The 14480-nt window shown below is 55.3% G+C and carries 15 protein-coding genes; 5 read left to right on the top strand and 10 right to left on the bottom strand.

The window, feature by feature from the left end:
- Positions 1-271: 271 nt before the first annotated feature.
- Genes A4E19_00365 through A4E19_00355 form a run of 3 tightly spaced genes read right to left on the bottom strand, consistent with a single transcriptional unit; the run spans position 272 to position 2049 of the window.
- Positions 272-511, bottom strand: coding sequence for a hypothetical protein (locus A4E19_00365; GenBank protein ID OQW36149.1), 240 nt, complete (start codon positions 509-511; stop codon positions 272-274).
- Positions 465-1622: a hypothetical protein gene (locus A4E19_00360; protein ID OQW36148.1), complete on the bottom strand. Its 1158-nt coding sequence runs from the start codon at positions 1620-1622 to the stop codon at positions 465-467. Before A4E19_00360 ends, A4E19_00365 begins: the two co-directional genes overlap by 47 nt.
- Entirely contained in the window at positions 1615-2049 is a 435-nt protein-coding gene (locus tag A4E19_00355) for a hypothetical protein (protein OQW36147.1), read from the bottom strand. Before A4E19_00355 ends, A4E19_00360 begins: the two co-directional genes overlap by 8 nt.
- 19 nt (positions 2050-2068) lie before the next feature.
- Between A4E19_00355 and A4E19_00350 the strand changes: the two genes are divergently transcribed.
- A complete protein-coding gene (locus A4E19_00350) occupies positions 2069-2344 on the top strand; it encodes a hypothetical protein (GenBank protein OQW36146.1) in 276 nt (91 codons plus the stop codon).
- Between the two features lie 161 nt (positions 2345-2505).
- Here the strand turns inward: A4E19_00350 and A4E19_00345 are convergent, their stop codons facing one another.
- From A4E19_00345 to A4E19_00325, 5 genes are all read right to left on the bottom strand, one after another.
- Positions 2506-2949: a magnesium transporter MgtC gene (locus tag A4E19_00345; GenBank protein ID OQW36145.1), complete on the bottom strand. Its 444-nt coding sequence runs from the start codon at positions 2947-2949 to the stop codon at positions 2506-2508.
- A gap of 826 nt (positions 2950-3775) precedes the next feature.
- Positions 3776-6223 carry an ATPase gene (locus tag A4E19_00340; GenBank protein ID OQW36240.1) on the bottom strand — a complete coding sequence of 816 codons (2448 nt, stop codon included), beginning with the start codon at positions 6221-6223 and terminating at the stop codon, positions 3776-3778.
- A gap of 276 nt (positions 6224-6499) precedes the next feature.
- Positions 6500-6949, bottom strand: a complete 450-nt coding sequence (locus tag A4E19_00335) for a hypothetical protein (GenBank protein OQW36144.1) — start codon at positions 6947-6949, stop codon at positions 6500-6502.
- Between the two features lie 215 nt (positions 6950-7164).
- Complete coding sequence (locus A4E19_00330; GenBank protein ID OQW36143.1) at positions 7165-7992, bottom strand: integrase; 828 nt, start codon at positions 7990-7992, stop codon at positions 7165-7167.
- Complete coding sequence (locus tag A4E19_00325; protein OQW36142.1) at positions 7989-8288, bottom strand: transposase; 300 nt, start codon at positions 8286-8288, stop codon at positions 7989-7991. The genes A4E19_00330 and A4E19_00325 overlap by 4 nt, the downstream gene beginning before the upstream one ends.
- 429 nt (positions 8289-8717) lie before the next feature.
- On the opposite strand from A4E19_00325, the gene A4E19_00320 reads away from it, so the two are divergent.
- From A4E19_00320 to A4E19_00305, 4 genes are all read left to right on the top strand, one after another.
- Positions 8718-9398: a hypothetical protein gene (locus A4E19_00320; protein OQW36141.1), complete on the top strand. Its 681-nt coding sequence runs from the start codon at positions 8718-8720 to the stop codon at positions 9396-9398.
- Positions 9399-9975: 577 nt separating this feature from the next.
- Positions 9976-10689 (top strand): chromosome partitioning protein ParA, encoded by a 714-nt coding sequence (locus tag A4E19_00315; GenBank protein ID OQW36140.1) that lies wholly within the window; start codon positions 9976-9978, stop codon positions 10687-10689.
- On the top strand, positions 10686-11120 hold the full coding sequence (locus tag A4E19_00310; protein ID OQW36139.1) for a hypothetical protein: 435 nt from the start codon (positions 10686-10688) through the stop codon (positions 11118-11120). The genes A4E19_00315 and A4E19_00310 overlap by 4 nt, the downstream gene beginning before the upstream one ends.
- A 139-nt stretch (positions 11121-11259) precedes the next feature.
- Positions 11260-12399, top strand: coding sequence for a hypothetical protein (locus tag A4E19_00305; GenBank protein ID OQW36138.1), 1140 nt, complete (start codon positions 11260-11262; stop codon positions 12397-12399).
- Positions 12400-13556: 1157 nt separating this feature from the next.
- On the opposite strand, the gene A4E19_00300 is transcribed toward A4E19_00305, so the two are convergent.
- Positions 13557-13868 (bottom strand): hypothetical protein, encoded by a 312-nt coding sequence (locus A4E19_00300; protein OQW36137.1) that lies wholly within the window; start codon positions 13866-13868, stop codon positions 13557-13559.
- Entirely contained in the window at positions 13828-14109 is a 282-nt protein-coding gene (locus A4E19_00295; GenBank protein ID OQW36136.1) for a hypothetical protein, read from the bottom strand. The genes A4E19_00300 and A4E19_00295 overlap by 41 nt, the downstream gene beginning before the upstream one ends.
- Positions 14110-14480 lie beyond the last annotated feature (371 nt).

Here is a 14480-nt window from a genome sequence, read left to right as displayed (position 1 = left end):
CCTTCTTCTCCACCGAGAAGGAGAAATCGCGGGCACCATACACAATCGTAAGCTAGAAATCCTGGTTTTGCCCGAACATCGCATTTCGTAACTTTTCTATGCTCCCAGTGTCACTCATCGCTGCTACTCCTCGACAGAGCGGTCCATGTCCCATTGTCTCACGATCTGTCCCAGGAGCGTCCCATGGGCTTGCCCGATGTGGGACGATTGAGGAGCACGTCTACAGTTTTATCAAAGAGGACGATGTCTAGCAGGCAATGATGCTGATCACTTAAGCAACACGAAAGGAAGGACCGAGCCGAGCCGCCACCGCTTCTTGCTCTGATGCCGACGACTCGGGCGAGTAGAGCGTGCTCAGCAGTTCAGCAAACTGCCGTTTCCGCTCCAGCATGCCCTGCATCTCCTCGGTAACCACCACCGTGCTCAAGGCCTCCAGATACTCACTCCTCCAGATCTGCAACGCATCATGCTTCTTCGCTTTGCGGAGTCGGTCTCGGACGCGTGCCGCCACGAAGCCGACGTCCTCGCGGAGGGCTTGAACCGCGACCACGATATCCGTCAGACAGGCCCCATTGCGGTCTTGCCCAGTGCTTCCCATGCTCGAGGTGGTAGTCGATCAGCGAGAGAGCATGGGTCAATTCTTTGGCGGGCCGACGATTCGCATATTTTCCCCCCGGCACTATCCGGCCCCCGCGCATCGTCTGATACTCCGCACACCGGATTTTCTCTTCCTCCAGGTGGAGCGCCGCTTGGCCGAGTCGAGGCCACTCCTGGGCGAGCCGCCGTTCTCGCTCGTCTGTGGCCGCACGGGTTCCCGCCCGAATTTCTTGAATGCGTCGACGGAGCCGATTGGCTGTTGCCTTTGCCTTGCGCCGGATGTCTTTGCTGCGCTGCTTCGGGGCTGGAGTAGGCGGATGGAAGAGTCCATGGCCATCAATCACCGACAGGATGAACAGCACATCCACGACGTCCGTGAGGCCACGGGCCCCTATCGCCTGTTTGATCCGCTCGGCCTGCCGCAATTCTGTGGTGGAGGGACACCGTCGAGGTGGCAGTCTCCTGGGGTCAGGCTGAGGGCGAACGAGCGAGAATTCTCGCACGGCCTGGACCCAGTCAGGACGGGCCCATCCGAGGGTTTCCATCGTCAAGCCGACATTGTAGAGCATCTGCTGGATCGCTCGGGTGTCGTCGTCGATGAACGCGGTCATGCCCGAGGCGAGAAGGCGCAGCATTTCAGTATCGATCCGATCGTGCATCTCGGGCCGGACCAGATCACGCACCCCCTGCACCACGGCGCCCCGATGTTCCTGCAAATCGGTGCGCAGCCCGGGCAGGGTGAGCGGGCCGTGCTGCCCGGCGGCCTCCAGAGCCTGATGACCGGTAAGTGACAGATCCGGCATGGCGACCGTGTCCAGATTACAAATGATCACGCGCCGCAGCTGGGCGGGCGTCAACGTGGTTTGATGCTCCACCGTCGACTTGGCTCGCGGATTGAGCGTCAACAGCGTCACGCAGTCGACGGCAATCACGCCGTTCTCATAGGGCACGGTGCGGCGACCGCTCAAAAAGGGGCGCACAGCGGCCCGGACGGCGTCGTTGGCTTGCAGATAGTCGTCAAACACGGCGAGGGGGGGTGGACAGCACATTGCGTTCCGAGAGCAGATGTCCGTCGCTGGTCCGTCGGACAAACACCGATCGGCCGGCTTCCGACGCCAGATCGATCAGACTCACGTTCGGATCGACGCCGAGCATGGCGCAGGCCATGCGCCCCAGCGACGTCTTCCAGCGTAACGTGGTTCCCATCACGACAAAGGCGCAGAGATGATCCGCGTGAAGGCCAGCTCGCCGGACCACCGCAGCCGCGAGGAGGAGCTCCAGGAGCGCCTTATGATACGGAGTTGGAATGTGGGCGAAGGGAGGGTACACACGATCGAACAGGTTCCACTCGATGTGGGCCTGGGCTTCAGCCAACCACCGCTGCCCCAGCGGGGTGGTGCGATAGCCACGTCCGACCCGCTCGAGGGCCCCGCATGTGACTAGGTGTGCCATGTGTCGGTAAAGGGTCCCTTTGGCGATCTCGCCCTTCAGTCCGGCCACGGCGGTCAAGCGCCGGATTCGGTCGCTGGATGCGGGGCCGGAGCAGCACCAAGACGAGGACCCGAGCAATCCCACGGTCACGTTTCGGGGGGAGCGGCGCTCCAACCAGACGCATGTCTCGACGACCGATCCTGACGCACGGCAGAAGTTTCAGAAGTTTCAGACCTGGTTGAACGGGTTTGTATCGAGCCATCCCATCGCCCGCCCCATGAAATGCGGTGCGGCTAATTATCTCATGGGAGGTTAGGTCCTGGGGGGGGTTCTACAACCTCAACGCCCGGCATCAGCTGCGGCGCGACGCGCCGTCAGCTGCCTGCCGTTGTTCGGCGGCCTCGCCGACATCGGCCGCGTTTACGTGGGAAAGTGAGGGGCTCGTTCTTCATCATACGCACAACCTACACCACGGCATCATCGCTGGCGGTTGTTCCCCTCCTTGCTCCTCAAACGGCCCCAATGGGGTAGGTGGTGCACCGCAAGAAGGCCAAACACGATGACGCTCGTAAGCATGCCCAAGATGTACATCCCGTACGCGATCGCGAGGCCGACGGAGGCGGTGGACCAGAGCGTAGCGGCCGTCGTCAGCCCCATGATAGTTCCACCTTCCCGCAGAATGACACCCGCCCCAAGGAACCCGATACCCGTAACCACGCCTGCGGCAATGACGTGGGGATTCGACCCGGTTGTTATATGGCTCGAGATGAGTGCAAAGACGCATGCCCCCAGTGCCACCGCCCCGTAGGTTCGGATCCCCGCCTCGCGTCCGTGCCGCTCGCGCTCCAAGCCGATGAACCCTCCCAAGGTAACTGCGAGCAGGGCGCGAAAGGCCATGAGGAGTTCCAAATTCCAGTCCATACCGTTGCCCCTTCCACTTGTTGTCACAGCTGCATTTCTGCCGACCTCCGACTGCCCTGTTCCACCTGGACTGTCGAATGGTCGATCTTGAACCTGTCTTTGAGAACTGCCGCATTTTTATGTGTGCGGCTATCCACCATGAAACGTTCGTTCATTTCCGTTGGTCTCTTTTAAAACATAATGTTCGCCATCAATTCGAATGAGTTTGCCTTTCGCCCCGTCCAGGCCACATCCTGACCCCAACTACCCCTAGAAACACTGCTACGGTCATCGAAACACATCAAACAGCACTCGAAGCCCTACTTGGATCGTATAAGTCCATCCTGGCCCGACCTCAGCCCCTGAGGATGACCTTGTCTGTTCTGACCCATCGCGGACGCATTTAAACACGAAGTCCATTTGGACCTCCGGCGTTTTAAACCATCGAAATCCCGTTTGAAATGCAGGAAACGTTTCTCCAGATATAAACGGATCGCCGCTGAAGGCCTCGCCCAAAAACCGGATTTCTCGGTTAATGTAAGCACCTCAAAGGCTGCGGCCCAGAAGCCTTTGCTGCGGTAAGTCGCAGGACCGGGTCACGTATCAAGCTGATCAGCGCCTCCAATCTCGCAAAGACCGGCGGGCACGAATCATCCGAGAGAAATTGGCAGACTCATAATGTCCTCCCGCAGTTCTAAAGGATGTGTGTTCTGTTGTTCTGTTCCATCTCCTATGCGTTTGCTCAATCCTCTGGTGAGTAAGTGGGATCAGCAACAGTGATTATCGCGACGACGTAATGTGAGTTCCTCAATCAGACATCAGCGTTCCTGAGTCTCCGATCCCCAATTTACTTGGCTTGATACGCCAAGAGCCGGAAGGCATTGAAAACGACCAGGAGCGTCGAACCTTCATGGAACATAACGGCGATCCCCATTTGCAGTCCGAGTACGGTCGCGGGAATAAGGAATGCGACCATGCCGAGGCTGAACCAGAGATTCTGCCGAATGATGCGGCTCGTTTGCCGGCTCAGGCCGACGGCGAAGGGGAGATGGTTTAAGTCGTCCGCCATCAACGCCACATCGGCGGTTTCCAGCGCAACGTCTGAACCGGCCGCGCCCATCGCGATCCCAACCGTGGCATTTGCCATCGCAGGAGCGTCGTTCACGCCGTCGCCAACCATTGCCACGCCCTCTTGTTTGCTGAGTTTCTTGATCGCCTCGACTTTGTCGTCGGGCATCAAATCACCCAAGGCTTCGTCGATACCGACTGCTTTGGCGACTGCATCAGCGACCTGTTGATTGTCACCCGAGAGCATGATCATTCGCCGGATGCCAAGCTCTTTTAAGCGGGCAATCACGTTCTTGGCTGATTCGCGCGGCGTGTCCATCAAGCCCAACACACCGAGGTAGGTTTCGCCACGCCGGACGATCATCGTTGTGCGGCCGCTGGCTTTGAGCTTCTCGACAGACGCCTGCAACGCCTTCGGTGCGGGCGAACCCTCGACTTCGGCGAAAAGCCTGTCATTGCCGATGTACACCGGCTGACCGTCAACGGTGGCTTTGACACCGCGGCCGGTGATGCTTTGTACGTTGTGAGCTGGTAAGACCGCATCGCTCTTCAGCCGCTCTTTGCCGCCCCGCGTCACGGCGGCCGCCAGCGGATGGTCGCTAAGACTTTCCACTGCCATGGCAACGCGCAACAACTCGTCCTCGGCGACGCCGTCTGAACCGACCACGTCGGTCAGGCGTGGCATGCCTTCAGTCAAGGTGCCGGTTTTATCGAACGCGATAGCGCCGAGCCCTCCCAAGTGTTCTAGCGGCCCGCCGCCTTTGACCATCACTCCGCCGCGCGCCGCGCGAGCGACACCGCTTAAGACCGCGCTCGGGGTCGAGATTGCCAGCGCGCAGGGGCTGGCCGCCACTAACACCGCCATCGCGCGATAGAATGACGTGCTGAACGGTTCGTCGATCACGGCCCAGGCGAACAGGAGCAGGACGACGAACGCCAATGCTGCGGGAACGAAGTAGCGCTCGAATTTATCGGTAAACCGCTGCGAGGGCGACTTTTGCGTCTCGGCCTCCCTGACCATTTGAACGACACGGGCTAGCGTGGATTCACTGGCGAGCTTGGTGACCTGAATCTCCAGCGCGCCACTTCCATTGATGGTGCCGGCGAACGCGCGGAATTGCGGATCGAGTCGATCGGGATTCGCAGCCGCCGTGCGCGGATCATCGACTGCTCGCTTGTCCACGGGCACACTCTCGCCGGTGATCGGGGCCTGATTGACGCTCCCTTCACCCTTGATCACGAACCCGTCAGCAGGGATTCGCTCGTTCGGCTTGACGACCACGACATCTCCGGAGCGGAGTTGTTCCACCGGCACTTCCGCTATTTCGCCACCACGACGGACCAGCGCGGTTTGGGGCGCGAGTTCAGCAAGCGCTTCGATCGCCCGTTTAGCGCGACCCATCGCATACTGTTCTAGCGCGTGTCCAAGGCTGAATAGAAAGAGCAGCAGAGCGCCTTCGGCCCATTCTCCTAGCGTGGCAGCACCAATGGCTGCCACCAGCATCAGGAAATCGATTTCAACACGACCGGCACGGATGTTCTCGATCGCTTCGCGGAATGTGAAAAATCCGCCGAAAAAGTACGCGGCCAGGTAGAGGCTCCAAGGCACCCACGGCGTGATGGTGGTCAATGACGAGAGCCATCCGATGAGCAGCAGCCCGCCGCAGAGCGCGGCGAACACCAACTCCGTCCTCTCGCCCAACAGGCCGCCATGTTCCTGTTCTTTCGGCGCAGGCTGGCGTCCGGCTTCAGATGGTTCGGCTGGCGTCCGCGGTTTCGCCTGTTCGAGGATTCGCACACCGATCTTTTGCAGCCCCGCTCGGATGGCTTGTTCGTCGGCCGCTTGGCGATCGAACTCGATGCGCAGCACGCCAGCGGGAGATGCCGCGGCTTCCAGGACCCCAGCGATTTGTCTGGCTCGCGACTCGACCGTACGCGCCTGTCGAGCGTGCATCGGTGCCGACTTGAGTAACAAGTGCCCGAACCGCTTGTCGAGTTCCACTCCGGCCCGGCGGGCCAAATCTCGAACTTCCCCGATCGACAGCCGCTCGGGATCGTAGTGAATGCAGATGTGGTCGGAGCCCTTGTCTTTCATGTCCGGAAGGTGTGTGGCCTCAATTCCTTCTTTCGCTCTCAACAAGTGGCCGAGTCGCTGAACGCACGTGTCACGAGCATCCGGCACCGCGGGCAACAAAAGAGCGATTTCAATCCGCGTCTTCTCAGTCATGTTTTTCGCCCAATTCTTCGCACGTTGACCATCAGACACATTGACCTCAGCGCCTGGCCCTATCACTGAGTGCTAAGCAAGATCAACCTCCTCATATTTCATGTTGTCGCTTCCGTGTCCAACCGTGGGGCATGCGTTGGGGATTCCGCTTCTCCCCGTTGAACAATTCGGTGTTCCATCCACGACTGCTCGTTGACACTATGCCTCCGAGTCGTAGTCGCAAGAACGTGGCTGGTTGGCGGCTCGGGGAGACCGTATCGAAACGGTCACCAAAGATCAGACGATTGAACCCCATAGGAGGTGAGAGCACTGCTGCCCCAAGCTCTCGCCAGAAGCCGGGCTTCCCTCGTCGGTTTCGAGTAACAGACTCGCCATGCGAAAAAGCGGTTCTCCCAGCAATGGACCACCAATAGGAGTGGCGATCATGTCGTTGATCGATAGTGACGATGTTTCGCCCCCCATTTCCCAAAAGAAACTCCCTGCAGAACTATAGAGCAACGATTCCCAGAAGCTGAGGCCGGCCGATCGGGCGAGCCCGTAATACACACTGCCGCCGTATGGATGCAGGAATTGATTGACGGAAAACTGATCGTTGTCCAGAACCCATTTTGAATCGGTATGATGTTGCTGGATCGTATCTCCATCGGTACGATAGATACCCTGGGGATTGGTAAAGTGCCGGTCGTATCGATTGAGCAGGAAAATATAGGCGAGGATCTCGCCCATGGGAATGAGGTAACTGCGACCAGCGCCGGTTTCCCAATTGAGGACCGTGCCCCCACTGTTGAAGGTCGTGTGAGGGTCATGCGTCTCTTAATCAGGAAAGGTCGGACCGATCAGTCCATCTGTTTGACTCTCCTTGGATTGCGATATAGCTACAGGTGGCTCCGCTTCTTTGGACAGCATCTGGCACTTCATAAGTGGTGCTTGGCGGTGTACGCCTACGCAGCCGTGGGCCGTGCAGGCAGGTTCTCCCAGTACACGCAATCGGGCGTGCGTCCGTCAAGCGCGCGATGCGGCCTGAGCTGATTGTAAAACGTCACATAGCGCGCCACCCCTTGGTGGGCATCGCGAAGGGTTTCGTAGGCATGGAGATAAACCTCCTCGTATTTGAGGGTCCGCCACAGCCGTTCCACAAACACGTTGTCCCGCCACCGCCCAGCTCCATCCATACTGATCTGAATCCCCTGGTCTTTGAGAAACCCGGTGAATGTCTGGCTCGTGAACTGGCAGCCTTGATCCGTATTGAAGATCTCGGGAGGGCCATACCGGGTCACCACCTCCTGGAGAGCCTCCAGACAGAAGTCCGTCGTCAATGTATTGGACAACCGCCAGGCCAGCACGCGGCGACTAGCCCAGTCCAGGATCGCACACAGATACACGAAGCCACGTTTCATGGGAATGTAGGTGATATCAGCCGCCACGTGGTTCGGAAACGTGATCGTCAGTTGACGCAGCAGATAGGGATAAATCTGATGAGCGGGATGACGTTGACTCGTCCGTGGCATCTGATAGATCGCCTTGATCCCCATCCGTCGCATGAGGGTGGCCACCTGGCCTCGTCCAATGGTGTGCTCCTCTTGCCGGAGGAGATCACGCAGCATGCGGGCACCCGCGAATGGATACTGCAGATGCAATTCATCAATCCGACGCATGAGCACCAGCGTCGTATCGGGAACGGGTCTCGGGTGGTAATACGCCGTTGACCGGGCCAGCTGCTGAAGCTGGCATTGGCGCCCGATGGATAAGGAATGTGTTCGGTCAATCATCGCTTTGCGCTCAGCAAGCCCACCTTGGTGAGCGCGCCTTCTAAAAAATCATTCTCCAAGGTCAGTTGCCCAATCTTGGCATGCAGCGTCTGCAGATCCGGCGTATCAGCTGTTGGGTGAAGGCCGCCAAACACGGTTGCGGCTCTGGCCAGTAGTTGCTGCTTCCAGTCCGTGATCTGGGTGGGATGGACCTGGAAGTGTTCCGCCAGCTCAGCCACCGTCCGGTCCCCCTTGACGGCGGCCAACGCCACCTGCGCCTTAAAGGCTGCGCCGTGATTGCGTCTCGTTCTCTTCATCGCCTTGCTCCTCTCGTTGACCACCCCTCGTCGGGATGAGTGAAGCCAGGCAACCACTTACCACACTGTCCGAATTTCCGAAGCCCCCTCTCCTTCTCCCTCCGCCCCCATCCCTCTTTGGAAAGACTGATTTCCGAGCAGCGAAGGGCTTCAATCAGCGTCTAGCGAGGCACTCATTCCTATATTATGGATAGAGGTGGACCGTGCAGTTCGGGATATCCGTTCTGACTGGGGAGTCTTCGATACACCAGGAGTGGATTTCTCTCCAACTCATTTTCCCGGGTCTTCCCCTCGCCGCCGCCACCCTACCCCTTCCCGCTATCACAAGTCAAGGCATCCGAGAAGGCGACAATCCCGGATACTAGAGATGCTCGTTGGACATTTTTGGCTTGACTAGGCCTCCCTCTAAGAGTAGACCTCTAATTCGGAATGGGGAATCCTGTCGAATCTCGACCGTCCCAACCACTTGATGAAGAAGCGGAAGTCGCTGACTTCCTCCCGCCTGAACTCGCGCTCGAAGGGCGCGCGACGCTCTCAGTTGACTGGCGACTCGAGTATCTCGACAAGGTCCATCTGACGATGGAGGACCCTCGGTTTCTCGCTCAATCCCCCACCGCGCAGCTCCTCTATTTACACTTGCTCAGGAAAACCTATGGCCGGGGCGAACGTGAACTAGTGATCTCCATCGACCGGTTAGTAAAGGAGACGAAGTTGGCCTGGATGACCGTGCAGAAACAACTCAAGGCGCTGACGGCCATCGGGCTCGTTACGACGATCCAGCCAGCCAGGCAACGAGTCGCCCCGACCTACCTCGTACACTGGCTGCCGCAGCTGGAGAAACGAGGAGAATTGAGAGACGTCGTGACACGCTACGATCAGTTCGATCAAGAGGATCTCGCTGAACTGAAGCGATTGACTCCCCTACTCTCTCCGCAAGAACGAGACGAAATGGCTGAGGATATTGAATTCAACTTTCGGGCTGATGGTATGACTCCTAGTGCTGATCTCGTGCGGAAGATTCTTCATTATCGGCTGCTCACCACCTATCCCTATCGGCGGAGATTACTCGCGAAGCACCCTGAGTGGTTCGGTTCCCCGTCAGCTGAGTAACCCTTGGGTCGATTCAATATGGCAGTTATTGATGTTTTCGGGTACATTTCTTTAAGTGAGCACTCTCCCCTCCTGCAGGTCGCGGGTTGTTTTGTCTTGCCGCATTCGTGGTCATAGATTCCGACGCCTTTACAGGTGTTGTTCTCAATAGATTGCGAGGCAGGCTCGTCCTGTCTTGCAGGACCTTGCTCTAACTCCCGCCTTCACAGACGTGGAACTCCCGCTGGTAGATACGACTGTAAAGGAAAAGTTCTTGTAGCTATCTGTATAGTATCTAAAAGATATCTGATAGCCAGCTAGAATCTGTTAGCTATCTTAGAGATACTAGAAAGGTGACAGATATCAGATATGATTGTTTGTATTAATTGATGTTATTTGAAATGTCCTATCTGCATATTGTGGATAGCTTTTAGATACTATTTGGAAATCTGCAAGCTTCCAGATGTCCTTTCGATAGCTTTTTAGAATCTGATAGCCGTCTAGAACTAATTCGCTAGACAACAGCTTCCAATTCAGGTAAGACACAACGTGTCCAATGCATACTGTTGCTACTCGTTGCTGACAAGGAGGGGAGGGGATGCCCGTTATTGCTCTGGCTAGTCCGAAGGGTGGATGTGGGAAAACAACGGCGGCGCTCCTGCTCGCAACCGAATTAGCCCAGAAGGGAATAGGGGTGACCGTCCTGGACGCAGATCCTGAAACTTATATCGATACCTGGGCCAAGCTACCAGATAAGCCACCAAGCCTCGCTGTCAAGAAGTCCCCGACGGAACAGACAATCCTTGATGATATCGATAAAGCCAAACAAGAATCTCCATTCGTGATTATCGATCTTGAAGGCACGGCCAATATGTTGGTCGCGTACGCCATTAGTAGAGCGGATCTCGTTATTATCCCGCTACAACCTTCTGATCTGGATGCTCGTGGCGCAGCGAAAGCCCTCCAATTAGTCCGACAGCAACAGAAAGCCTTCAATCGAACCATACCCCACGCTATTCTCTTCACGAGGACGAAGGCTGCGATTCGTACAAAGACCTTTACCCATATCGCTCAACAGCTGACCGAAAATAAGATCACAATCTTCAAGACCCACCTCATGGAACGGGAGGTGTACCGTGCACTCTTTTCCTATGGCGGTTGTCTTGAGAATCTTGATCCTAAGGACGTCTATCACTTGCAAGATGCGATCAACAACGCTCGGGCCTTTGCTGGAGAAGTCATTTCGATGGTTAATTCGTCCCATGCCCCTTCTACTCGACCGACTCAGGAACTTGAAGGAGTCTTGACATGAGTAAATCCAGGGCAGCAATTCCTTTTGACGAAGATTTCTCTCAGACTTCGGATTTCACCAAAACCTTTGAGAACGTTTCTCCACAGACCTTTCGCCCAGAATCGGCCGCTACCACCGCTCCCGTTTCCGTCGCGAAATTGACCCAAGTGGCAGCAGCCAGCGGCTTTCAGAGTCGCGAACCGAACGCGGCGGCCTCGCACTTGACTTCTGTACCAGGGGAGGGGAGAAGCCGGCGACCACGACGCATTTATCGAACCGGCCGAAATACTCCTCTCAACATCAAAGCGCGTCCACACGAAGTCGACAAGTTTAACTGGATCTGTACGCAGAAGAACTGGGTACAAGGAGTAACTCTCCAGAACGCTTTGATCGCCTTAGAAGAGAAGTTAGGACTTAAGTATCCTGTAGAGGATCCTGGTCCACCATCATAATCGTCAATTGTCTTCAACTAAACGGATGTAAGAATAACTCGGCAGAATGATTCGTGCATGAGAAACGGTTTTTCTCCCTCTAAAGGACCAGAGTTTATTATCCTTCTCACGATGTCCCATCAGGATTGACTAGGTACGCATGACGAAGAAACCCAGCAATCCTCAAACGGAGACGAGCCTCACGACTACAACCAAACAGTACGACCTCTTTACCACGTTTTTTGGAAATCCCAATAACCTCTCAAATACAATTGAACTCTGGGATGCAATCCCGAAATATGCTGTCAACGAACGGGCGCAGAGCCAGGTCCGCGATGAAAAAGGGAATTTGCCTGTGAGTACGCAAGAATTCCTTTATCGTCCTACGGTTCGAGGTTTGCCCAAAGAAATCACCTGCAAGCTGACCATTCAGCCAGCCAGCATTAAGAACTCGGACGGCACCTATACACAATATTATCCGTCGAATGACGAAGAACTTCTTGAGGAAGTACTCAAGAAATTCTTCACAGATCAGAATTTTGGGCAACACAGAGCCAATGGCTCTGAGAGCTGGGTACGCTTTACCTTGGGGATGGTTCAACAAGAGCTGAAACGAAGGGGTAAATCACGCAGTTTGGATGAGATTAAACATTCTCTGGAAATACTTTCGAAGGCAGTCCTAACGGTAGAATTCGATAGTCAACAACAACTCGGCGTCGCAAAGCGACTTGTGTACACCAATCCGATTCTTTCCGAGGTAACGGGAGTCACGCGACTCCATTATCTTCAAGATCCCAAAGCCATGTGGCTGGCCAAACTCCCGTCTTTGATCAGCAAAAGTGTCAACGAGCTTAGCTATCGACAATTCAATTATGGAACCTTGATGAGTCTATCCTCCCAACTGGCTCGATGGTTCCATAAACGACTGTCACACCAATATACCCAAGCAAGCATTACCGATCCCTATCATATTAAGTACTCATCGATTCGTCGTGACAGTGGATTGCTGCGCCATTCACGACAATCGGTTCATGTTAAACAGATTGATGCGGCCCTCAATGAACTCACCGATAAAAGTGTGTTGCTGTCCTTCAAGAAGGATGTTCGAAAAAGGGGGAACGCTATCACCGAGATCGTCTATAGTATGCTTCCAACGTCCACTTTCCAGGAAGAAATCAAGACCGCCAATGCCCGACAATCGGCTCACAATGTCGAACTTGGCATTTCACGCCGCCATCCATCCTTGATAAGTAAACTTCAAGGATCCTTTGGAACTTCGCGCTCAGAAGAAACTTCCTAGATTCAAGCAGGCGACCTATCGGTCTAGGGTTATAGGTGGATCGTGCATATTCTATAGTCATTGTACCTCTCTACTGCGGTTAGAGGTCCTTCGTGCAGTTATCGCGTCCTGAACCTTACCCCTGTTGTCGATGGGCCAAACATCTGACGATGAACTGATGAATATTTAAAGAAAACCATTATAGGTTAAGCGTGCAGCTTCTCTTCGGATTTCCGTTGAACTTATCGGCGGAAGGTGCAGAGAGTTATAGGTGGAACGTGCAGAATCTTACTTCGTTAGGCTTTGCCGCCCCAAAAACTTACATAAAACCTTCAACTCTTTGCGATTCTCTCTCCTTGTAGGTGCAGAGTGCAGTTCTCCTTCCACGTCCTTCCTGCATTATAGGTGGATCGTGCAGCACTCTTTTTATGTATCTCTTCGGCAGCTTATAGGTAGAGCGTGCATTTCTTATTGGCGGACTGTGCAATACGTTATAGGCGGACGCGACTCGATGTTCTAGGTGGTCCGTGCAGTCCATGTGCTTTCCCTCTGTGTTCGACTGAAAAACAGGACTGACACATGACACAAGACCTAGGTGGTATGTGCATATCACACTGAAACTTATAGGTAGACCATTCAATTCTTCTCTCGAGATATAGGTGGACTGTGCAGCTCTGTAAGGAAAGTTCTAGGTGCACGATGCAGCACTTGGTCTTCTTCTAGGTAGACCGTGCATCGCCTTTTCACAACATATTGTTTTTACAAATGATTGTTCCAATTTTTCAGCCTTATCCTTTTTCCTTTATTAACCTTATCTTATAAGAGCAAATCTTTTTCTCACCATCTCTCCGGAATACTCGGAGAACTACATGCTGAGGAGCGAAGCCCACAATTTCATATGATGGAAATCCTATCCATCTGCCCCCTGCTTCCCAAAGACGGTTCTCATTTATTCTGCACGATCCACCTATAACTTCTAGGGGCTCCACCAAGCAGCCGTGTCCGGACTCGAGGCCAAAACTGACTGTCGCCTCTCAACCGTTCCCGATCACGCTCTCAGCTATGAATGTGAAATTGAAGCCGGAGAAAGACAACGAGGCCAATCCGGCCGACACCGGAGTATTTCCAATTCCATGCGCCTACTCTTCGGCCCCGGAGAGAAAATCAACGTGACTGTGTTACGCCGCACGCGGCCGCCGCCGCGACCGTTCACGGCTTTTCCGCGCACGTGATCGGCGCGGACCCTGGTGTTCCATTGCCGCGCGTAGGATGCGGTTCAGCCGCGTCTGATAGCCCTTCCCATGCATTTTGAGCCAGTCGAGCACATCGACGTCGAGACGCACCGTCACTTGTCGCTTCGCCGGTGGCCAGGCCTCGGTGGCCTTCTTAAAAAACGAGTGATCCAGCGGCGGGATATCCGAATAGTCGATGTCCCGGTCCTTGAGCCGGTCAAGCTTCGCCAAGTCGCTTTTGATAGATTTTCTGCTCACGTCGGTTCGCCTTTCTCATGGAGATGATGCGCGTGGCGTCATGCCCGCGCGGGGAGTGGGCCATCACCACGACCCGTCCAGCGAGCGTCCCAAGACTGACCAGCCGTTTCTCTCCATAGTCGAAACGGTCATCGACGAAAGTCACGCAGCGTCCGGCGAAAACCTGTTCGGCATCGGCAAAGTCCAAGCCGTGCTTTGCGCGATTGCTGCGGTTCTTGGCTTCGCCCCATTCATAGCGCACGATTGAGTGTAACTACATTTGTCGTGACAAACAAGTCTACCATGTACCCGGTTAGCTGGAAAGTCTCAGGGTGAGCGAACACTACTTGGTGGCAGGCAAGCGGAAGGACCGCTGTCACGCGTTCCCATAGGAGATATTCCATCAGCCGTTCTAGACACAGTGGGTCCCAGGATGGGCTACAACGGGTAGACGGAGACGCTGGCCCCCTGGATCTTACAGTCCGTGACAGATTAGATACGTGCGAGGACCGACGCATGAAAACTTTGGTTCTCGCCAACGAAAAAGGGGGTGTGGGGAAATCGGCCATCGCCTGTCAGCTCGGCTATTATCTCCATGACCTCCTGAACAAACGCGTGCTGGTGATCGATCTG

The sequence above is a fragment of the Nitrospira sp. SG-bin1 genome (assembly GCA_002083365.1).
Taxonomy (GTDB): Bacteria; Nitrospirota; Nitrospiria; order Nitrospirales; family Nitrospiraceae; genus Nitrospira_D.
The sequence above is the reverse complement of the archived record's forward strand: the minus strand, read 5'-3'. Positions and strand labels throughout refer to the sequence as shown.